18 protein-coding genes are annotated in these 21,591 nt (G+C 46.1%); 15 read left to right on the top strand and 3 right to left on the bottom strand.

The genetic code is table 11. The features are described from left to right. Positions 1-104 precede the first annotated feature (104 nt). From KJS65_RS11100 to KJS65_RS11055, 10 genes are all read left to right on the top strand, one after another. Positions 105-518 carry a GNAT family N-acetyltransferase gene (locus KJS65_RS11100; protein WP_213649873.1) on the top strand — a complete coding sequence of 138 codons (414 nt, stop codon included), beginning with the start codon at positions 105-107 and terminating at the stop codon, positions 516-518. Between the two features lie 46 nt (positions 519-564). After that, entirely contained in the window at positions 565-1,245 is a 681-nt protein-coding gene (locus KJS65_RS11095; protein ID WP_213649872.1) for an HAD family hydrolase, read from the top strand. Positions 1,246-1,462: 217 nt separating this feature from the next. Then, positions 1,463-2,503, top strand: coding sequence for an ABC transporter substrate-binding protein (locus KJS65_RS11090; protein ID WP_213649871.1), 1,041 nt, complete (start codon positions 1,463-1,465; stop codon positions 2,501-2,503). Positions 2,504-2,577: 74 nt separating this feature from the next. Beyond that, positions 2,578-3,495, top strand: coding sequence for an ABC transporter permease (locus KJS65_RS11085; RefSeq protein ID WP_213649870.1), 918 nt, complete (start codon positions 2,578-2,580; stop codon positions 3,493-3,495). Beyond that, a complete protein-coding gene (locus tag KJS65_RS11080) occupies positions 3,488-4,282 on the top strand; it encodes an ABC transporter ATP-binding protein (RefSeq protein WP_213649869.1) in 795 nt (264 codons plus the stop codon). Before KJS65_RS11085 ends, KJS65_RS11080 begins: the two co-directional genes overlap by 8 nt. Before the next feature lie 226 nt (positions 4,283-4,508). Further along, positions 4,509-7,277 carry a CHASE3 domain-containing protein gene (locus KJS65_RS11075; RefSeq protein ID WP_213649868.1) on the top strand — a complete coding sequence of 923 codons (2,769 nt, stop codon included), beginning with the start codon at positions 4,509-4,511 and terminating at the stop codon, positions 7,275-7,277. Between the two features lie 148 nt (positions 7,278-7,425). Continuing rightward, positions 7,426-7,950 (top strand): PadR family transcriptional regulator, encoded by a 525-nt coding sequence (locus KJS65_RS11070; RefSeq protein WP_213649867.1) that lies wholly within the window; start codon positions 7,426-7,428, stop codon positions 7,948-7,950. Positions 7,951-8,106: 156 nt separating this feature from the next. Continuing rightward, positions 8,107-9,525 (top strand): spore germination protein, encoded by a 1,419-nt coding sequence (locus KJS65_RS11065; RefSeq protein WP_213649866.1) that lies wholly within the window; start codon positions 8,107-8,109, stop codon positions 9,523-9,525. Positions 9,526-9,538: 13 nt separating this feature from the next. Then, positions 9,539-10,624 carry a GerAB/ArcD/ProY family transporter gene (locus KJS65_RS11060; RefSeq protein WP_213649865.1) on the top strand — a complete coding sequence of 362 codons (1,086 nt, stop codon included), beginning with the start codon at positions 9,539-9,541 and terminating at the stop codon, positions 10,622-10,624. Beyond that, complete coding sequence (locus tag KJS65_RS11055) at positions 10,617-11,762, top strand: Ger(x)C family spore germination protein (protein ID WP_213649864.1); 1,146 nt, start codon at positions 10,617-10,619, stop codon at positions 11,760-11,762. The genes KJS65_RS11060 and KJS65_RS11055 overlap by 8 nt, the downstream gene beginning before the upstream one ends. 39 nt (positions 11,763-11,801) lie before the next feature. On the opposite strand, the gene KJS65_RS11050 is transcribed toward KJS65_RS11055, so the two are convergent. Together KJS65_RS11050 and KJS65_RS11045 are read right to left on the bottom strand one after the other, a co-directional pair. Next, positions 11,802-13,946: a YhgE/Pip domain-containing protein gene (locus KJS65_RS11050; RefSeq protein WP_213649863.1), complete on the bottom strand. Its 2,145-nt coding sequence runs from the start codon at positions 13,944-13,946 to the stop codon at positions 11,802-11,804. A 127-nt stretch (positions 13,947-14,073) separates the two neighbouring features. After that, positions 14,074-14,601, bottom strand: coding sequence for a YfiT family bacillithiol transferase (locus KJS65_RS11045; protein WP_213649862.1), 528 nt, complete (start codon positions 14,599-14,601; stop codon positions 14,074-14,076). 278 nt (positions 14,602-14,879) lie between these two features. On the opposite strand from KJS65_RS11045, the gene KJS65_RS11040 reads away from it, so the two are divergent. Further along, entirely contained in the window at positions 14,880-16,148 is a 1,269-nt protein-coding gene (locus KJS65_RS11040) for an MFS transporter (RefSeq protein ID WP_213649861.1), read from the top strand. On the opposite strand, the gene KJS65_RS11035 is transcribed toward KJS65_RS11040, so the two are convergent. Then, positions 16,100-16,846, bottom strand: coding sequence for a polysaccharide deacetylase family protein (locus tag KJS65_RS11035; protein ID WP_213649860.1), 747 nt, complete (start codon positions 16,844-16,846; stop codon positions 16,100-16,102). The two genes, KJS65_RS11040 and KJS65_RS11035, sit on opposite strands and share 49 nt — an antisense overlap. 173 nt (positions 16,847-17,019) lie before the next feature. Between KJS65_RS11035 and KJS65_RS11030 the strand changes: the two genes are divergently transcribed. The 4 genes from KJS65_RS11030 (at position 17,020) to KJS65_RS11015 (ending at position 21,566) form a co-directional block, all read left to right on the top strand. Further along, on the top strand, positions 17,020-17,856 hold the full coding sequence (locus KJS65_RS11030; protein ID WP_213649859.1) for a sensor histidine kinase: 837 nt from the start codon (positions 17,020-17,022) through the stop codon (positions 17,854-17,856). Beyond that, complete coding sequence (locus tag KJS65_RS11025) at positions 17,853-18,530, top strand: response regulator (RefSeq protein WP_213649858.1); 678 nt, start codon at positions 17,853-17,855, stop codon at positions 18,528-18,530. Before KJS65_RS11030 ends, KJS65_RS11025 begins: the two co-directional genes overlap by 4 nt. A gap of 139 nt (positions 18,531-18,669) precedes the next feature. Beyond that, entirely contained in the window at positions 18,670-20,349 is a 1,680-nt protein-coding gene (locus KJS65_RS11020; RefSeq protein WP_213649857.1) for a spore germination protein, read from the top strand. A gap of 8 nt (positions 20,350-20,357) precedes the next feature. Beyond that, positions 20,358-21,566, top strand: coding sequence for a Ger(x)C family spore germination protein (locus KJS65_RS11015; protein WP_213649856.1), 1,209 nt, complete (start codon positions 20,358-20,360; stop codon positions 21,564-21,566). Positions 21,567-21,591 lie beyond the last annotated feature (25 nt).

Below are 21,591 nucleotides of genomic sequence, written 5' to 3'. Positions count from 1 at the left end.
GCTGCGTCCGGTCTGTTTGAGCTTGTACCGCTGTTCGAAAAAGAGGAATTCATCCCTGTACGGAGAATTTTTTCATAACCGAAAAAAACGGAGGGAGTGGGTTTATGCTGCTCGGAGATCAGGGGATATGGATCAGCGACCGCAAGGAACTGCTTCAGATGGATCGGATTATTGCTTTTCTGAAAGGGAGCTACTGGGCGAAGAATAGACCAGCGGAATTGATCCGCACTTCCATTGATAACTCTATCTGTTTTGGAGTCTATGATGGAGATGTGCAGATTGGCTTTGCCAGGGTCGTTACGGATTTGGTAACCATGTATTACATGTGCGATGTGATCATTGATGAAACCTACCGTGGACGAGGCCTCGGTAAACAACTGGTTGAAGCTGTCACAAACGATGAGAGATTCGGGCATCTGCACGGGATCCTGGTAACCGCAGATGCCCATGGACTATACGAACAGTATGGTTTTGTACGTGATCCCGACCGGACGCTCCGCAAGAAACGCAGTCAATAGGCATCGCATCTTAAAACCCAAATACAACAACGAAAAGGTGAGCAAATTGATCAAGGCAGTCATTTTTGATTTTGACGGATTAATGGTAGATACGGAAACGCCGGCATACCACGCCTTTTGCAAGGTGTATGGAGAATACGGCAAAGAATTGCCGCTGGAAATGTATGCTCAGTGTGTAGGTACCTCCTTTGATGTTTTTAACCCTTATACATATCTGGTGGAGATTTTACAGCATTCAGTAGAATATGAAGTCATCCGTGAGCAAGTCAATGTGCAGTATCGTGAGCTGCTTCAGCATATACAACCAAGACCCGGTGTAGTGAATTACTTGAAAGAGGCCAGAGTCATGGGGCTTAAAATCGGACTGGCCTCCAGCTCCTACTTTAACTGGATTGAACCCTATCTGACGAGATTTGATCTGCATGGCTATTTCGATTCGATCAATACGGCGGATTTGGTGCAGCAGGTTAAACCGGATCCGGAGCTGTATCTCTTATCCTTGCAAAAATTAGAAGTGAGGCCTGAGGAAGCTGTTTCTTTTGAGGATTCCCTCAACGGTTTTAAGGCTGCCAAAAGAGCGGGTCTGCACACGGTGATCGTACCCAATGAGATGACAAGCACTTTTCCGTTTGAATTCTATGATATGAAAATTCCGAGCATGGAAGCGGTTGAATTGAAGGAATTGGTTAAGCAGCTGGAGAAGCGGGATATTGCTCGGAAACTTTGAATTATTTCCTAATTTGTTCCAAATGAAAGATTTATATTTTTTTGTCGGATACCAATTGACGGATGCAGGAGTGCCCATATATGATTATGAATAATCAATCGCTAGTATAGAATGATTCCATTTCTATACAGAAAGTGGCACTTCTTTTTTTTATCCGTATGCTTTAACGCTTTCGAACACAAAAGCAATGTAGAGGAAAATTTTGGAGGGGGCTTTGATGTTGAAGAAAAAATTATTGTTATCGGTCGTAATGTCAGCGCTCCTGGTTACGGCAGCGGCTGGCTGCGGCAATTCAGAGGGCAAGAAAACGGAGGCTGAAGGATCGGGGAATCAGACAGAGAAGAAATCGTACAAAATCGCTATTTCTCAAATCGTGGAACATCCTTCGCTGGATGCAACACGTGAAGGATTCTTGGCGGCACTGAAAGATGCGGGCATTACTGAAGGCGACAACCTGAAGGTGGATTACAAGAACGCGCAGAACGATCAGACCAACAACCTGTCGATCGCTCAGACGATAGCTTCGAACAAGGATGATTTGGTGCTCGCGATCGCGACGCCTTCGGCACAAGCCATCGTCAAGCAGATTAAAGACAAGCCTGTCCTGTTCGCAGCTGTAACGGATCCGCTCGATGCCAAAATCGTGACGAATCTCGACAAGCCGGGAGGTAACGTGTCCGGTGTATCCGATACGAATCCGGAAGCGGTGCAGAAGCTGATGGATTTTGTAGCGAAAAACTTCCCGAACGTCAAATCAGTCGGGCTTGTCATTAACGAAGGCGAACAAAACGCGGTCGTCATGTCCAAAAACGCTGAGGATGCCTTGAGTAAACATAACATCAAACTGGTGAAGGCGGCTGTGACCAACACGTCGGAAGTGAAGCAGGCTGCACAATCGCTGGTAGGACGTGCGGATGCCATTTTCATCACGCTGGATAATATGGTGGTCAGCGGCGTGGATACAATCATCCAGGTAGCTAATGAAAATCATATCCCATTCTTCTCGAGTGACCGTGATACGGTCGAAAAAGGCGCTTTTGCAACGGTGGGCTTCAAATACTATGACCATGGTTACCAGGTTGGCCAAATGGCTGTAGACATTCTGAAGAATGGTAAAAATCCAGGAGATATGAAAGTGACCATGCAGGAGAAGCTTGATTTGATTCTAAACCTGAAAGCGGCTGCGGCACAAGGCATCACGGTTACGGATGAAATGAAGAACGAAGTGCAGGACAAAGAGAAAAATATCATTCAATAAGCAGTGGGGAATTGTTATAGAGGAGTGGCGATATCCTTCGTCCACTCCTTTCATGTCATAAGGAGGAATTCATCATGTTAAGCTCATTCTTGGGTGCGATTGAACTTGGTTTGCTCTATGCTTTGATGGCACTTGGGGTATATATTACCTATCGGATCCTCGATTTTCCGGATTTAACCGTCGATGGAAGCTTCACAACTGGCGGTGCGATCGCGGCGGTGATGATCTCCCATGGTTATAATGCCTGGTTTGCAAGCCTCGCAGGTTTCCTTGGAGGAGTCGCGGCTGGTGCATGCACAGGCCTGCTGCATACCAAAGGCAAGATTAACGGGCTGTTATCGGGGATATTGATGATGATCGCTCTATATTCCATTAATATGAGGATTCTGGGCAAACCTAACGTCGCAATCATGGATGAAAATACTGTGTTTAATATCAATCCATGGATTTTGATCCCGCTTTTTGTGATTATCGTTCTGCTGCTTATGAACTGGTTCCTGCATACGGATCTCGGGCTTGCGCTGCGGGCGACAGGGGATAATGACCGGATGATTCGGAGTTTAGGCGCCAATACGGACACGACCAAAATCGTCGGAGTCAGCCTTGCGAATGGCCTCGTTGCTCTGTCGGGTGCGCTGATCACTCAGTTATCCGGCTTTGCCGACAGCAGCATGGGAATCGGCATGATCGTCATCGGTCTGGCTTCCGTTATTATCGGTGAAGCGATTTTTGGTGCTCGGAACGTCATTCATGCAACGATTGCAGTCGTATTAGGATCCGTCGTCTATCGTATCGTGGTAGCCTTCGCGCTTCGGGTGGAATGGCTGGATGCTTCGGATTTGAAGCTGATTACCGCCATTATCGTTATCTTTGCACTGGTGTTCCCGTCCGCAAGCCGGGCGATCAAACAGAAGAAGCTGGCGAAGAGACGCACAGCCGAACTGACGGGTGTTATCCCTAAAAGTACAGCAGGAGGTGATCTCCATGCTTGAAATCAAACAGGTATCCAAGTTGTTTAATCCGGGCTCACCCGATGAGAAAATCGCATTGAATCATATTAACGTTAACCTGCGTCCCGGAGATTTCATTACGCTGATCGGCAGTAACGGAGCCGGTAAATCTACCCTCATGAATATCATCTCGGGTGTCATGAAGCCGGATGCGGGTGACGTCATGATTGATGGGAAAATCATCAGCCATCTTCCTGAATACCAGCGCAGCCGGTGGATCGGAAGAGTATTTCAGGATCCAATGGCCGGAACGGCGCCCCATATGACGATCGAGGAAAATCTGGCGATGGCCTTCGCCAGAGGCAAGCGCCGTGGGCTCAAGATGAGTATCAAAGCGAGCCGCAGACAGATGTTCCGCGAATCTCTCGAGCGGCTCGGTATTGGACTCGAGAATCGACTTCGCGCCAAAGTCGGCCTTTTGTCAGGCGGGGAACGTCAGGCACTCAGTCTGCTGATGGCGACCTTTACGCAGCCCGATATCCTGCTGCTGGATGAACACACCGCAGCGCTTGATCCGGCCCGTGCCGAGCTGATTACACGTTTAACGGAATCTATCGTACGCGAGATGAAGCTGACAACGTTGATGGTCACGCATAACATGGAGCAGGCCATCCGTCTTGGCAATCGTCTGATTATGATGGACAAAGGACAGATTATTCTGGACATTGATGAGCAGCGTAAGAAGAGTTTGACGGTCGAGGAGCTGCTTGGTGAATTTGCAAGAATCAGCGGTCATAAGCTATCTGATGACAGGATGGTACTTGCCTAGTCATATCATTCATTGAATCAGAAAACAAACCTGTTTGGGACTTTCTCCTGAACAGGTTTTTTCTATACTATAATGAAGATATAATTATACTTACATATAAAACAGTGGTAGACTTTCTATATAGCAGTTTTGCGCCATAGATTACATAACTGTTGATTATTCGTATCACAACTACTAAAATATTGCAGTAAGCTTTCAGATGATACAGGGGGACGGGGGGCTAGAGTTGCGAAAGAAGATGAAGTTGAACATTGGCTCGAAGATCACACTTGGTTATATATTTATATTGATCTGTGTCGCTGTATTTCTGCTCGTCGTTACGAACAGGGTTGCATCGCTGCAGCATGAGACCGATTTTATAAGCCAACACGATATAGAGGTTCATGATCTGGCAAACAGTGTGGAAAAATCGCTCCTCGATATGGAGACTGGTCAGCGGGGATATGCCATAACCGGAGATTCATCATATCTTGAGCCCTACAATCAGGCGAGTTCTGCCTGGGAAACGAATTATAACAATCTCTACCTGCTATTGACTGATAATCCTTCTCAGCAGGAGAATCTTAAAGATATCCGTCAAAGTATAGAAAAATGGATAGAAACTGCCGGTAAACCCGTAATTGACATGAAGAAAAACGGCAGGGAAGATGAAGTTAAACAGTTTTTTAGTAAGGACCCGGGTAAGGAAACTATGGATTCGATCCGTAACAAGTTCAATTCTTTCCTGGCAACGGAAAAGGCACTTACTATCGAGCGAGTGCAAAGCTTGGAAGATAGTAATGAAAAGCTCATTACGACGATTTATATTCTGTGGGTTATCGTTGCAGTCCTTTCCATTATGGTGGCTGTTACCATCTCAAGAAACATTGTTACGATTATTAAAGACGTGACTCGAACGATTAAAGAAATGGCTGCCGGCGGCAGTCTGGACACAAGAATACAGGTTCGTACGAATGATGAAATTGCAGATCTCGGACGCACGACCAATGAATTGCTTGAGGTCGTACAGAAGCAAGGAGAACTTAAAGATGAAGTCGCTTCGATGTCCACGCTTCTTCAGAATGAATCCACTTTGAGAAGCCTGAGTGAGCAATTCGTTGACCGATTGGCAGCAGTACTCGGTGTACCATATGTCGTATTATACGCAGCTCAGCATGAAGAGCTTGTCATCTCTGCTTCTTATGCGGGTCAAAATGAAAAGACAGCAAAACACTCCATTGCCTGGGGAGAAGGCCTGGTCGGGCAATGTGCCAAAGATCGGAAAATAATTAAATTAGATCATATCCCCGATCATTACATACGGATATCTTCGGGGCTTGGCAGTACTGCGCCTTCATTTGTGGTAGTGGCGCCTTTTATATATGAAGGAACAACATTGGCAGTTGTCGAGGTTGCAGCGCTGGACAAGCTGGATGCACATCAGATGGAGATGTTCAAACAGTTGGTGGAAACGGCAAGCGGCACGATGCACAGCGTTATAAACCGAATGGAAATCCAGCGTCTCTATATGGAATCGCAGACCTTAAATGAGGAGCTTCAATCACAGTCGGAAGAGCTGCAGGTTCAAACGGAGGAGCTGCAGGTACAGTCTGAGGAACTGCAAATGCAGACAGATGAGCTGCAATCGATGAATGAAAAGCTGGAAATCCAGAAGGATCAGGCACAGAATGCTGCGGTCGAGCTGGAGAAGTACGCAGGGCAGCTGGAAACCAGCTCCAATTATAAATCGGAGTTCCTGGCGAATATGTCTCATGAGCTGCGTACACCGCTGAACAGCATGTTAATTCTATCCCAGATTCTTGCGGAAAACCGGACAGGCAATCTGACCGAAGAAGAGGCCAATTATGCATCGGTGATCAATTCATCGGGCACAGACCTTCTTCATCTGATCAATGATATTTTGGATCTTTCCAAGGTAGAGGCGGGTAAAATCCAGCTTGAAATATCTGCTGTGAATATGTCTGAACTACCGGAGTCCATGGAACGTTATTTTGGTAAAACAGCGGAGTTCAAATCACTTCAATTCAGATATGAAATTGCTCCGAATGTTCCTGATATTTTTTATAGCGATGAGCTCAGACTTCATCAGATTATTAGAAATCTGCTCTCGAACGCTTTCAAATTCACAGAACGCGGGGAAGTCAGCCTAAATATATACAAGCTTGATTCGGTTACAACGAAAGGATTCTCTATTCCGACAGAAACGCTCGCTTTTGCTGTAAGGGATACGGGAATCGGAATTTCGGAAGACAAGCAGAACATGATATTTGAAGCCTTTAAGCAGGCTGATGGTGCGACAGCGCGGAAATTTGGAGGTACGGGACTTGGATTGTCCATATCCCAGCAATTTGCCAAGCTGCTTGGCGGCGAGCTGACTGTGGAAAGTGTACCGGGTATCGGCAGCACCTTTACGTTGTATCTGCCTTGTGAAACAGAGCATGTTGATGTTTCGCCTATGATCCTGATGCAGTCCGAAGCGGCTGTTGGAGCCGCTCCTGGCGCGGCGTCACAAGCGGCATGGTCTTATAAGCCAGAGGAAACTGGCGGCAAGCCGTTAGGACAAAGCATGGTTGAACAGGAACCATTGTTCCTTGAGGAGACCGAGCTTTTTGAAGGTAAAAAAGTGCTTGTTGTCGACGATGATATACGGAATGTTTACGCTTTGGCGAATGCGCTAGAGAGATATAATATGCATGTTCTTACGGCTCAGAACGGCTATGAATGCCTTGATATCCTGCAAACTGATCCTGATATTTCCATTATCCTAATGGACATCATGATGCCTGAAATGGATGGGTATCAAACGATGAAAAATATCCGCAATACGCTGGACTTAACGGAACTGCCGATCCTTGCGTTAACTGCTAAAGCAATGAAGGAAGATAAAGATAAATGTTTGGCGGCTGGTGCCTCGGATTATCTGAGCAAACCGCTAAATATCAACGAGGTTATCTCACGGATGAAGGTATGGTTGACCAAATCCCAAATGGAATAAAAAGAACTAAAAGAGGAGCCGATTGATCATCGGCTCCTCTTCTTATTGGCAGCGACTATACATTCTGGGATTAGAGCAACAAATTTTTGACCTTCTAGTCAGGTATGACTATACTAGTAGTAGCATAAGAATCGAAGGGGTCTTTGATATGGATGAACGTGAACTGCTTGTTTTGGGTCTGCTAATGACTCAAAGCCAGCATGGTTATCAAATTAATGATTTTATTGAACGGAATTTGGGACAAGTGTCCGATATGAAGAAAGCGACGGCATATTCTATCTTAAAACGGTTGGATAAACAAGGATGCGTAGATGTTACAGTGGAACAGGAAGGTAACCGGCCGCCCAGACAAATTTATTCCATCACGGATCGCGGCAGAGAGCTTTTTTACGATCTGCTTCGCTCATCTCTGGCCCATGCAGAAAATGTAACTCCGGCAGGAGAGATCGGTTTAATGTTTATAGATCATCTTTCACGGAAAGACGCCAAGGAGCTTCTTAAAATCAAACTGGAGAAAATGAATCAGTTGATTGAGGCCTGCTCCTCGATCCCTTCACACGAAGAGGGAATTGGAGTGAATCTTTCCTTCCGGCATAGACTGGCTTTGCTTGAATGCAACCGAACGTTTCTGATTCAAACCATACAGGAACTGGAGAATGAATCCGCGGTATAAAATGGCATAGAACTTGACTTATGTAAAGATCGCAGCCCTGCTGCGGTCTTTTTTTTATAAGTAATGAAGTGATATAGAGATAAACGCAAACGTATATTTTTCCAGCTGTTATGCACACTAACCTTGTCTAATGTTTCCAAGGGGGGAGATGGCAGAATGACGGCAAAACATAAGCCGATTACTTTGGAGTATGTGCTGCATGAGTTCGAACAGTGTGTCGATTTGATTCATCGGAATTTTCCGATGTTATCCGCAGATATGGTATATTTTGACCATTTGATTGACAAGGATGCCATGGAGAGAGAGGTTCTTCAGCCTTTTGCGAATGTTCAAGCCGATGAACTGGATCATCTCCTGAAGGACTCCCGGTTCAACTCATCTTCTAGCAGCAAGGAAATCATTGAGGGGATACTTAAGGGTGACGCAGCTATTTTTCATGAATCATCGGTTTATCTGGTATCACTGTACGGTCCAAGCAGCCGCTCCATTGAGCAGTCAGAGACGGAAGCAGTCATCATCGGTCCCCATGATGCCTTTACAGAATCTGCATTTACCAATTTGTCCTTAATCCGCCGTAAGCTGAAAAGCTCCCATCTAAAGGCCATTCAGCTGTCTGTGGGAGAAGTGGCCAAAAGCGATGTGTTTGTGTTGTATATTGACGGGATCGTTAATATGGAATTTGTGAATGAAATGATTAAGCGGATCCGTGATATTGAAGTCGACATCATTACGGACAGTAACATGCTTGTTCAGCACATCGATGATTATCCCAATACGATTTTCCCTTTGTTTTTGACAACGGAACGTCCTGATTTGATTGTTTCCAAGCTTTCGAGTGGAAGGGTAGCGGTCATTATGGACGAAAGTCCTTCGGTGATTTCAGGTCCAACATCGCTATTTGAATTTTTCACCTCTCCGGATGACTATTATCAACGCTGGATTATTGGCACAGCAACCCGGATTCTGAGATATATCGCCTTTATCATCACAATTACCTTTACAGCGGTATACGTAGCCATTACAACCTACCATTATGAGATGATACCCGAAAATTTACTATATACCCTGATCGAATCACGAAGCCGCGTGCCGTTTCCACCTGTGTTTGAGGCGCTTCTTATGGAGGTGACGATTGAGCTGCTGCGTGAGGCAGGTGCGCGTCTTCCCAGTAAAATCGGCCAAACGATAGGGATTGTTGGAGGTATCGTCATTGGACAAGCAGCGGTACAGGCAGGGCTTACGAGTAATATTCTGATTATTGCTGTGGCTTTATCAGCGATTGCTTCCTTTGTCATCCCCAGTTATGTGATGAGTGCCTCCATTCGCTTTGCCCGGTTTTTCTTGATTATTTTGGCTGGAATCTGGGGGAATTTTGGGCTCATGATCGGGATATCCATCCTGGTGATACATCTTTCCAAGCTTACAAGTTTGGGTTCCTCGTATATTACACCCATTGCGCCGCTGAATTTTCAGGATTGGAAGGATAGCTTCATCCGGGGTCCGTTCTGGATGCTGAAGGATCGTCCCGCTCAATCAAGGACTCATAACAAGGTGCGTAATAAAATGAAACGATAAAGGAAGGCGTCCTATGAAGGAAAGACTGTATTCGACCCATATCGCCTTACTTGTATTTATGATTCAAACAGGCGTGTCAGCGCTGAGTTTGTCCAGAAAGGCAGCCGTCTACTTTGGTACGAATGGATGGCTGTCCATTTTGATCCTAGGCTGTGTAGCTGCGATTAATATTGTGTTGATTTCTATCGTCAACCGGATGGGCAACGGCATGTCGGTCTTTGATATCATGGAAAAATCCATTCCACGATTCATTGTTATTCCCATCTACCTATTACTTTCTGCTTATCTGGCTGCCATCGGATGTTTGGTTGGAAAGCAATACATCCATATATTTCAGCTCATTGCTTTCCCAACGGCTTCTCCCTTAATGCTGCAGGGCTGTTTTAACCTTCTGGTTTTAATTCTCGTGACCAAAGGAATTTACAATATCAGCAAGGCTGCGACTGTTTTTTCGCTTTTGATCTTATGGATGGTGTTCTTATTGTTTGCTTTTTCGAATGATTTTGAGTTTGAACGTATGACCCCTTTTGTGTTTAAGGGGGGAAGAGATATGCTCGTAGGCGCTGTAGACATGTTTGCCGCTTTTGTGGGTTATGAGCTGATTTTGTTTGTCATGCCATACGCTGACAGATCCAAGAAGTGGACGAGATCCGTCCAAATCGGCAATCTCATGACGACGTTGACCTATTTCTCGTTTGTGTTCATCAGCTTCGGTTTTTTTAGTCTGGGACAATTGAAAATCATGATTTACCCGCTGCTGGACATGCTGGCATATATTCAGCTGCCTTTTGTGGAAAGATTGGAGAACATGTTATTCAGCTTCCTGCTGTTCACGGTCGTGGTAACTTCCACGATGTACACTTGGTCTGCAGGCGAAGCGGTACATCATGTATTTCCCAAAGCGAACCGCAATGTAATGGCATTGTTTATCGTCTTTATCACTTTCCTGCTCTCGATTTTACCAGACACGCTGTATGAACTGGAATTATGGCTCAAGATATTGAGCTATGGCGAAGTGGCTTTTTCATTTGCTTTCCCTATATTTCTCATTCTGCTTCTGCTGATTCAAGGGCGAATGGGGGTGAAGAGCCGTGTCTAAGCGAGTCTTAAAGCTGCTCATTGTATGTGTAATGCTTATTGGCATGGCTCTTCAAATGACTGGCTGCAACAAAAGCCAAAGAATTCTGGAAAAGCTGGCCATTGATCATACCATTGGTTATGACCTTGATGATGAACAAAAGCTGAACGTAACCGCGGCCATTATTAACCAGGGAGAAGGAGGAAGTGAAGTTAAACAGGAGCTGATTACAGCAGAAGCAGAAACTAGCAAGGAAGCTAAAATCAAGCTTTCCAGACAGACCAGCCGGAATATTGTATCCGGACAGCTCCGAAACACGATGTACAGTATGGATGTGGCCAGTCAGGGAATCCGCAAGCTGATCGAAAATTTGGTGCGGGATCCTTCGATATCACCCCGGGTTAAAATAACGGTCGTGAATGGCTCTGTAGAGGAATTATTAAGAAGTCAATTCCCTAATCACCCCAATACCAGCCAATATGTTGACCATCTATTGGAGAAGAATTGGAAAAATCAAAACATTCCGCAGGTAAACATATATCAATTTACAAGAGATTATCTGGATGACGGGATCGATCCGGTCGCTCCTATTGTACGGAAAAAAGGAGACAATGTGATTGTTGACGGTCTTGCCTTGTTTAAGGATGACAAATATGTCGGTAAGTTAAGCGCGGACTATAATATGCTGTTTGCCATGTCTCGGGGCAAATACAGACAGGGTGAAATTTATATCAAGCTCGATCAGAACGATTCAGATGGTGCTGTTATGCTGGGCACGGTTAGCAGCGATAAGAAATTTAAAGTGTGGCGAAAACGAAGCGGGGGATTTGTGGTTGAGCTGTGTCTAGAAGTCAAGGGAGATATTATGGAGTATACGGGAAATGTACTTTTAGATAATCATAAGGATATCATTACTATTGAACAGGGTATTTCCAAGTATATCTCTAACAAAATGGAGGACATGGTGGATATCATGAAAGACAAACGGGCAGACAATGTCGGTCTCGGTAAACAAGTCCGCAACAGCATCAGCTATAAAGAGTGGAAGAATATAAATTGGGATGAGCTTTACCCAGAAGTTACCTTTCGATGCACAGTGAACACCAAAATCAAAAGCACCGGTGAAATATTGGAAATTCCGGTACCGTCCCGGGAATGAACAAGAAAGACGCATTCAACAAGAATGCGTCTTTTTCGTTCAATGGATCAGCTTGCTTTCCTTGGCCTTTTTGACCAGGCCTGCTGCAAGCTGGTTAATAATTCCTTTTAGTGCGAGACCGATAATTAAGGTGATTCCCGCATAAATGCACATGATGAGAAGATCATTTCTGACGATACTCCAAATGATTCCTCCAACGGATTCGCGCATCATGCTAATACCGTACGTAAACGGGAGAAAGGGATGGATCGCTCTAAAAAAGGCGGGTGTTGTCTGAATAGGAAATGTGCCACCGGAGCCTGCGAGCTGCAGCACCAGCATAACGATGGCCAATGCCTTCCCAACGTTTCCGAATACGGATACCAAAGTGTAGACAATCAGCATAAACACAGCGCTGTTCACCAGACCAAAGACAACAAACCAGGGCTTATCGACGACATAGGTTCCAAGAATAAACATATCTCCAGTCGTTACGCAGACCGATTGCAGCAGAGCAAGGGTCAGAAAAGTTAAAAATCTGCCGAAATAGACTTCGTAGCTCTTATAGGAATGATCACCGAGCACTTCCGTTGTAACCAGCGATACTAATAGGGTAGCTCCAACCCATAACGCCAATGTGGAGAAAAAGGGCGACATGGCTGAACCGTAATTCGGTATCGGGTAAAGCTGATTTTCCTTCAGAACAACAGGTTCGGCAAAAAATTGACTTTCCAGCTGGAAGTTGTTTTTAAGTAGGTCGATAACTTCCTGTAAACTCCCTTCAGATTCGAATTCACGCATCCTTTGGGCCAGCTCGGAGACCTTGGCTTCGACCGCAGGCAGTTCTTTTTTAATCTCGCTTATACCTTGTGTGCCGACAGTTAGTCCTTTGGAGGCATCATTCAAAATTTTCTTCACATCCGGCACGCTTTTCAGAGCATTATTCAGAACGGTACGCGTTTTCTCGGCAGTTTGCTGGGCTTTGCTGAGCCCGCTTAGAATAGCTGGCTGAATCTCGCTGTCATACCGGCTTAAGATATCGCCCAGGATCTGCGAGGTGTCTCCGGAAACCTGATTTAGGCGGTCAACCAAATCGGAAGCGGGCTTCTCGCCCTTTTTAACGGCGCTGCTGATGCTGCTGACGAGTGTTTGCTGCTGTTTCATTTTATCCTGTACCTGCTTCAGCTTGGAGCTGACAAAACCGATCCGGTTCCCCGAAACCTTGTTCAGCTGGTCAAACCAGTTGATGAGCTGAGTTTGAACCTTCAATCCGAGTTCGAGCCTGGATGAAACATGATCCAATGTATCCGTGACCACCGAGGGATCCACATTGGGGTCCTTCAAAACAGAGGTAAGCTGCTGTGCCGCGAGGGCGGTCTGCTGAAGCAGCAGAAGATCCTGCTTTACATTCGGACCGATGTCTTTGGCTGCATCGGAGGCACTGGACAAAAAAGTATCGAGTCCACCGGCAAATTCCTGACCATTCTTGGCGATATCGGTCACGAGGGGAAGATTCTTCTGTGCTTGACCAACAAGCTGATCCGTCTTATGTATATCATCCATGGCTACATTGACAGCATTGTTGATCTCCGGAAAATTCTTCTCCAGCTTGAACACAAGCGAGCGGACCTTTTCAATGGTCGGCAGCTGCTCCTGCAGCTCGATGCCAAGATCGTTGAAAATTTTGAAAATGGTACCGTTCGCGGTTTTCACAAAGTTCTTGCTGACTTCCTGAATAATACCGCTTGCTCCCGAAGAAGTAATCTTGGGGGAGACCGCGTTCACCTTTTCATTTACATAATACAAAATTTCAGCTTTGGAGGGATTGTCTGAAAGAACGGTGGCAATGGTTGCCGAAAAGCTTTCAGGGATGACGATACTGGCGTAATAATCCCCGTGACGCACCCCTCTCATGGCATCCTCCTCGCTGACAAAACGCCATCCGAGCTTATGGTTGTCTTTCAGGGAATCGATCACCTCATTGCCGAGGTTGATAGCCTTGCCTTTCAGCGTTGTTCCCTTATCATTGTTGGCTACAGCGATAGCTATATCGCCCGTATTGCCATAGGGATCCCAGGAAGCCTTGATATTAAACCAGGCATACAAAGAAGGCAGCATGACCAGTCCAAGGATGATGACCAGCGCCGCCCAGTTGGTTACAATGTTACGCATGTCTCTGCCAAAAATGAGTGCAATATTTTTCATGGGGTCTCCTACCTCACTTGCGAAACGGTTTTTGTTAGTATTTCTTGGGGGAGAAGGGAACATACCCATAAGCTGCAATTCCCCCGGTTACCCACAAGTTAACCATCTTTAGGCAGGAGCGAAACGATTACCAATCCATCCGGCGGCTAAGCGAGGTGATATGTGCGAGATGATGGCGTCCATGCCAGGCATAAAGTCCAAGATGACGGTCAAGGCTGGTTTTGCCATTCACCGGATGCACATAGCTCCGCTGCCAATCCTTTTCCTTCATATGTCTAAACAGAAGCACCATACGCGCATGGATACCGTCCAGCATTTTAAGCGAAACCTCCGGTGCAGGGGCAGTTGAATCGGCTAGGTTAGCCCATAATGCTTCTTCATAAGGCTTGATCACAGGTTCATCTTCGGTCAGTGCCAGCTTGATCCGCAGTAGTGAATTCATATGGCTGTCCGCAAGATGATGCACGACTTGACGCACTGTCCAGCCATCCGGGCGGTAAGGAGTGTCCAGTTGTTCATCATTTAAGCTGTTAACGGCTTCTCTGACTTGAGATGGAAGCGCACGAAGCTGATCAATCCAATAGCTGCGGTCGGCCGGGCTGATGGTTTCAAATGCTGTAAATTCTCCGATCGGGTAACGTAAATCTGAACTCATAACATGTACCTCCTCAATAATTGTGGGTTCCATTAATTAATCCCAATTGCCCTGTTATTACTATATGGCTGAGACTCGAACAAAACGATATTTTTCACAACTTTATCATAACATGATCGTGTTCTGCAGATTTTTTCTATTTTAGACCGGACGGATCCCGATGTGAAAGCGTATAGAATGTAAGTAGCTGGTTTGGCCGACTCCATAAAATCTGTATCCAAATATTCCCCTCGCCATTATAATAGGAGCAACATTCGATATGAACGGGGTGCGGACCTATGAAATGGAACCGGTCATACTGGGGATTCTGTCTTTTCTTCTTTGTTCATTATTTCGGCTTTTCGTCGGTCATGTCCTTATTCGGTATATGGCTGGGACAGGCCGTGGGGCTCGATGGCACGGAAAAAGGGATCGTATTTGCGATCAATTCGCTCGGGACGTTGTGCTTCCACCTGCTGTATGGCTATATTTCGGATAAAATAGGTCTGCGAAAGCATCTGTTAGCGATCATCATCGGACTGCTCGTGCTTGCCGGGCCTTATTTTCAATTTGTTTACGGTCCGCTGCTTCACAGCAATATATGGCTGGGCGCTTTGGCAGGCAGCATCTACATGGGAGCCACCTTCAGCTCGGGTAATGCGGCGATGGAATCCTTTATCGAGAAGATCAGCAGGCTAAGAGCCTTTGAATACGGCAAGGCAAGAATGTTCGGATCGCTGGGCTGGGCGGTCGCTACGTTTTTTGCTGGCCAGACCTTCAATCTCAATCCCAATTGGAATTTTTGGATATGCACTTGCACGGCCACCATACTTGCCTTTTTACTGTTCAGGACTAAACTTCCGATTGCTACAGATACAGAAGAAGGAAATGAAGCATCAGCCAAATCCTCCGAACCGATCCGATTTACCGATATAAAGCGCTTGGCTCAGAATCCGAAGTTCTGGGCATTCGTTATGTACATCGTCGGTGTGATGTGTCTGGTTCCGGTATATGATCAGCAGTTTCCGGTCTATTTTTCCTCTTTGTTTGAATCCAGTGGAACCGGGAACCGTATGTATGGCTATTTAAACAGTGTGCAGGTATTTGCGGAAGCGCTATGTATGTTTCTTGCACCTGCCCTGATCAACAAAATAGGCCCCAAAAGGGGCCTGCTGCTTGGAGGGATGCTCATGTTCATCCGCATCTTTGTATCAGGGATTGTTGATGGGCCGCTGGAGGTCGGAGCTACCAAGCTGATTCAGGCTTTTGAGCTCCCCGTGATGCTGATTTCCATTTTCAAATACATCCGGATGCACTTCGATTTGCGGGTTTCATCCACCATGTATCTAGTCGGCTATCAGTTTACCGGCGCTCTCGGGGGTTCGGTCATGTCCCCGATTGCCGGAAGACTGTATGATAATATCGGATTTTCACATACCTATCTGTGGATGGCAGGATATGTACTGCTGTTCACACTAATTGCTGTATTCACACTTTCCGACAATGTGAAGGAATTAGCTCAAGGGATATTGTACCGGGCCAGCTCGGAAACAGTGACAAAACGGTAGCCTCTTTTTTTCAGCTCCGGCAATATTTCTTTTAAGGCATCAATGGTTTGGGATTTTCCTTCAACATGATCATGCATCAGAACGATATCGCCATTCCGTGCATTACCTAGTACTTTATTGACAATTTTCCGGACGCCAGGCCGGTTCCAGTCCCAGGTATCCTGATGCCAGGACCACATGACCACCAAATATCCTTCCTTTTTGCAGGTCTCTATCATCCGATCGCTGTAGTAACCACCCGGCGGACGGAACAGATAAGACCTTTTTCCCGTTGCTTTGAAAATGGCATCCTGCGTCCGGCTAAGCTGGCTGGAGATGCTTTCTACGGAGCTTCTGCGGTTGAAGTAGGCATGATCATAGGTATGATTTCCCAGCTCATGTCCTTCGGCTACCTCTCTGCGCGCAAGCTCCGGATTTTTCTCCACCTGTTTTCCGACAACGAAAAAGGTTGCTTTTGCATCATATTTTTTAAGCAAATCCAGAATATGCGTGGTTTCATCCGGGTCTGGTCCATCATCAAACGTAAGCGCAATAACCTTTTCTTTATTCGGTATCTCCCAAATTACATCCCCGCGCTGCTCATAATATTCCCGCCCTTTATTCCCGGAAGGAGCTGCAGCGGCAGCGGGGGAGAGGATCTCCATAGCCAGGATGGCAGCACATGCGGTCAGCAGGGAACGACGTATGTAAATATGCATTGGTTCCGATCCCTCCTTGATGAAGTGATATACATAGGTCCGTCCGTAAAGTCCGTTGGTAGTATGCGACATGCCCTGCGTAAACATACATCCGCCGCATCAAGGCAGGCATTTTTCTCCGCTTCATGCTACAATATTCTGGAACTTAAGGCCATTTTTTTCGGGAGGAAGCCATGTCATATAAGCAAATTAAATGGATGATATTATTTGTTCCCACCTTGACGGTAGGGTTATGGGAATATTTGCGGCATACGCTGCTCATGCCATATATATCGATGGAAGCAGGGAATTTTTTGACGCCGGTGTTCGTATTTCTGATCAGTATGACGCTGTTAAGCCAGTTGTTTAGCAGACTGGAGCAGGTACAGGAGGAGCTGAATAAAGAACGGGCCGAGAACGCGGCATTAGCCGCCAGGGACTTGCTGGCTCGAGAGCTGCATGATGGCATTGCACAGTCGCTGTTTCTTCTTTCGGTTAAGATGGACCGTGCAGAAATTCGCCAGAAGGGTGCGCAGGAGCAATCAGACTTTAAGGAGATGCGGAAGCTGGTCCATGAGGTCAACAGGTATGCAAGACAGGCTATTGCGAATCTGCGGTTCCCGGCGCAAACAGATGAGAAGCTGTATGAGGATTCTCTAAAATCGAGGATTGAGCATACGGCAAAGGAAGCGTTCCTTCATCCGGTCATCATATGGTCCATTCCTGACGAATCTTTTAACGCCAAGGAAAAGGTGGAGCTGCTCGCATGCATCCGCGAAGCGCTGCTCAATATTCAAAAGCATGCCCACGCAGAACAAGTCTCGGTGACCGGCAGTGGAGATGAATTCGCTTGGACCGTACGGATTGATGATAACGGAAGAGGCACAGAGCTTGATCCTTTTCAGATGAAGGACAGATACGGTCTCCGGATTATGAAAGAACGGGCAGGGGAGCTGCATTGGCAGGTTAATTTTATCTCCTTGCAGCGGGGAAGCAGAGTTGAAATTCGAAAAGGGGCTGATATATCGTGAATAATTTTCGGGTATTGATCGCAGATGATTCGGCACATGCTCGTGAAGCTGTACATGAGATCCTGGCCGCTGATGCCTCGTTTGAGATCATCGGGCTGGCCCAAAGCGGAGAAGAGGCGATTTCCCTGACGGAAAGCCTTATGCCGGATCTAATCCTAATGGATATCCAGATGCAGGGAATTGGCGGGCTGGAGGCGACCCGTCAGATCAAACTGCAGTATCCGTACGTCAAGATTGTCATTATCACCGTCTCAGATGATGCATCACATCTATTTGAGGCTCTAAAACAGGGGGCGCAGGGATATTTGCTTAAAAATTTATCTCCTTCAACCTGGATCGAGTATTTGCGTGCCATTATGAGTGACGAAGCGCCGCTCAGCCGGGAGCTGGCCACGCAAATTCTAAGAGAATTTCCACTGGTGGTGAAAAGTCCGGAGCATCATGAGACACTGACCAACAGGGAGCGGGAAATTTTGAATTGGGTTGCTTCAGGATTGACCAATAAAGAGATTGCTGCAGAGCTGCATATTTCAGATCAGACGGTAAAAAATCATCTCAAGAACATTCTGCAAAAGCTGCATCTTGAGAATCGGGTTCAACTTACACGTTATGCCCTGGAAAAAGGTCTCGTCGGACGAAAGCCGGGCTTGTTTACCAAGCTGTGGAAGGAATAAATCAAAACGACCCCCATTATTTTCTAAGCAGCAAGGACAGGAAGCGTATGCTTTCTGTCCTTTTTTGTCGTCCGCTTATCTGGATGAAATTGTCCATATATGGAAATAATAAGTTCATCGAACAACAGGGGGGAGGCATATGTCCAGGAAGTTACGGCAGCAAAACAAACGATCGAAAGAGGAGCGCCCAGAAACTCAGCAAAACATCCCCCTCTCGCCGGAATTGAAGGAAAACCTGCAAAAAATCAAGGACGATATGGGGAATAGCGAGGATCTGATTATCCGGGAAGTGGAAGAAGAGCATCTAAGGCTTCAAATGGCCTTTGTTTATATAGATGGACTGGTGGATACAACCTCAGTATCAGAGTTCACGATTCAAACGGTACTGGATGAGACCAGCATGCTGACCAGGTCTGAGGAAGAGCCAGGCATTGATGAGCTTATCAAGGATTTTAAGCTAAGGGCATTTTCTGTTGGCGAGATCACGAAAAGCTCTGATTGGGAAAAAATCTATGCGCAGCTTCTCTCAGGCGATACGATTCTTTTTTTGAATGGAAGTGAAGAGGTCATTATCGCGGGTACCCGGGGCGGCGAAAAGCGCTCCGTAACCGAACCTACCTCCCAGACGGTCATCCGCGGACCAAGAGAAGGTTTTACGGAATCGATCCGAACCAATACATCCCTGCTGCGCCGGAAGATCAAGAGCCCCAAACTGTGGCTTGAGGAGATGCAAATCGGTGAAGTGACGAAAACAGAAATTGGCATCATGTATATTCAGGGCATCGTTTCCGAGGAGATTGTAACAGAGGTCCGGAAGCGTCTGTCCAACATTCATATCGATGGCATCCTTGAATCCGGCTATATCGAAGAACTGATTGAGGACACGAATTTCACCGTCTTTCCTACGGTATATCATAGCGAACGCCCTGATGTGATTGCTGCGAATTTACTGGAGGGCCGGGTTGCGATTATGGTGGACGGCACGCCTTTTGCACTGGTTGTACCGAGCACATTTAATATGTTTTTTCAATCTGCAGAGGATTACTATAACCGGTTTGATGTCGGAAGCCTGATCCGGGTGCTCCGTTTCATTTCTTTTTTCATCGGACTTCTCCTGCCATCTTTATATGTGGCGATCATTACATTCCATCAGGAGATGATCCCGACCCCATGGTTGATTAAGCTGGCTGTACAGAGGGAGGGGGTTCCATTCCCCGCATTTGTAGAGGCCGTTATTATGGAGATGGTGTTCGAAATTCTCCGTGAAGCGGGAGTGCGGATGCCAAGAACCGTCGGTAATACGATCTCCATCGTTGGTGGTCTGGTACTCGGTCAAGCCGCTGTTGAGGCAGGGATTGTATCCCCTGCGGTCGTTATTGTTGTCTCCCTGACAGCGATTGCCAGCTTCGTATCACCTGCATATAACATCGGAATCACAGCAAGAATTCTGCGGTTCCTGTTTTTATTTGCTTCATCTTTCATGGGTATTTTTGGCATGGCTTGTTTACTGCTGATTATGCTGCTGCATTTATGCAGTCTAAAATCCGTGAACGTGCCATACATGGCTCCATATGGACCTTCGATTCTCTCAGACATGAAGGATACATTTATTCGTGTTCCCATGAATTTAATGAAAACCAGACCTAAAATGCTCAGTAAAAATAACCCAGTCCGATTCCGTAAAGATAACGACGTGCTGCATCGTGAGACAATGACGGAGAATACCGCAGATGTATCCTCTCCCAAGGGTCAGCCTTCTGATTCGACTGTTGAACACAATAAGAGGGACTCTGGACCATCCGAGCAACCAAAGGAGTGACCTTCACTATGCTGCAGCGTTTATGTCTAGTCATGGCTTCTATTATCATGCTGCTGCCACTGGGCGGTTGCTGGGACAGCAAATATCTGGACGATCTATCTATTGTCGTTGCCATAGGCATCGATGAGGATCCAAAGAATGAGAAGAATATCCGCGTGACCCTCCAGGTAGTCGTTCCTAATCAGGTTTCCGATTCCCAAAGCGGCGGAGGTAAGGAAGGCATACCTGTGACTAACTATATAGGGACGGGTTTATCGCTAATTGATACATTCCAGAATATGTCGGCTCTTACATCAAGGAGGTTCTATTTTTCACATAATCAGGTCATGATTATCGGTGAGGGACTGGCACGTAAAGGCATTAAGGATATGTTCGATATGGTTGACCGTGATCCGGAAATTCGGACGGATTTCGATATGCTGGTTGCTAAGAATGGTAAAGCGGAAGATATTTTAAAAACGATAACTTCCATGGAGAAAATACCCGTTCAGCAAATTTACAGCATGATTAAAACCTATCATCAAAGAGTGGGCGCCATATATCCGGTTACGGTCAGAGAGTTTATTCAGTCCATTCAAAGTGATAAAGAAGACCCGGCTATTCCAAGTATTGAGCTGATCGGGGACGCAAATGAAGCACAAAAAAAATCAAACACGGAGCAAATCGAGCCTGAAAACTTTCTCCGGATGGATTCCATGTCCATTTTTAAGAATGGCAAATTGATTGGCTTTTTAGGTAAGGAAGATTCGAAGGGACTAACCATCGTAAAAAACAAGCTGGAGCGGATGATTATTAGCATCCCGGTAGGCGAAAACCAAAAAGTTTACATAGCGCCAATACACAATCAGACCAAAGTGAAAGCCGTTTTCCACAATCATAAGCCTGTCATCGTGATTAAAGTGGAACATAAAACTTTTGTCCTGGACAACAAGAGCGCCAACGTTCAATTACAGGATAACGATCAAATCCACTGGCTGGAAAAAGAAGCGGAGAAAATTCAACGCAAACTTATTCTCAAAAGCATGTCGAAGCTTCAAGAAATGAAAAGCGATCCAGCCGCTTATGCGAAACACGTGTATCAAGCAAATCCTAAATACTGGAAGAAGAACAAAGATGACTGGGATTCGATCTTTCAAGATATACCTACACGGGTAGATGTGAGCATTACCATCGTCGGAACAGGTATTCGGACCAGATCCTATATTGGTGAGAAATAAAAACAGGGAACATGCCGTGCGACTG

This window comes from Paenibacillus sp. J23TS9 (assembly GCF_018403225.1).
Lineage (GTDB): Bacteria > Bacillota > Bacilli > Paenibacillales > Paenibacillaceae > Paenibacillus_AQ.
This window is presented reverse-complemented; position numbering and strand designations above follow the sequence as displayed.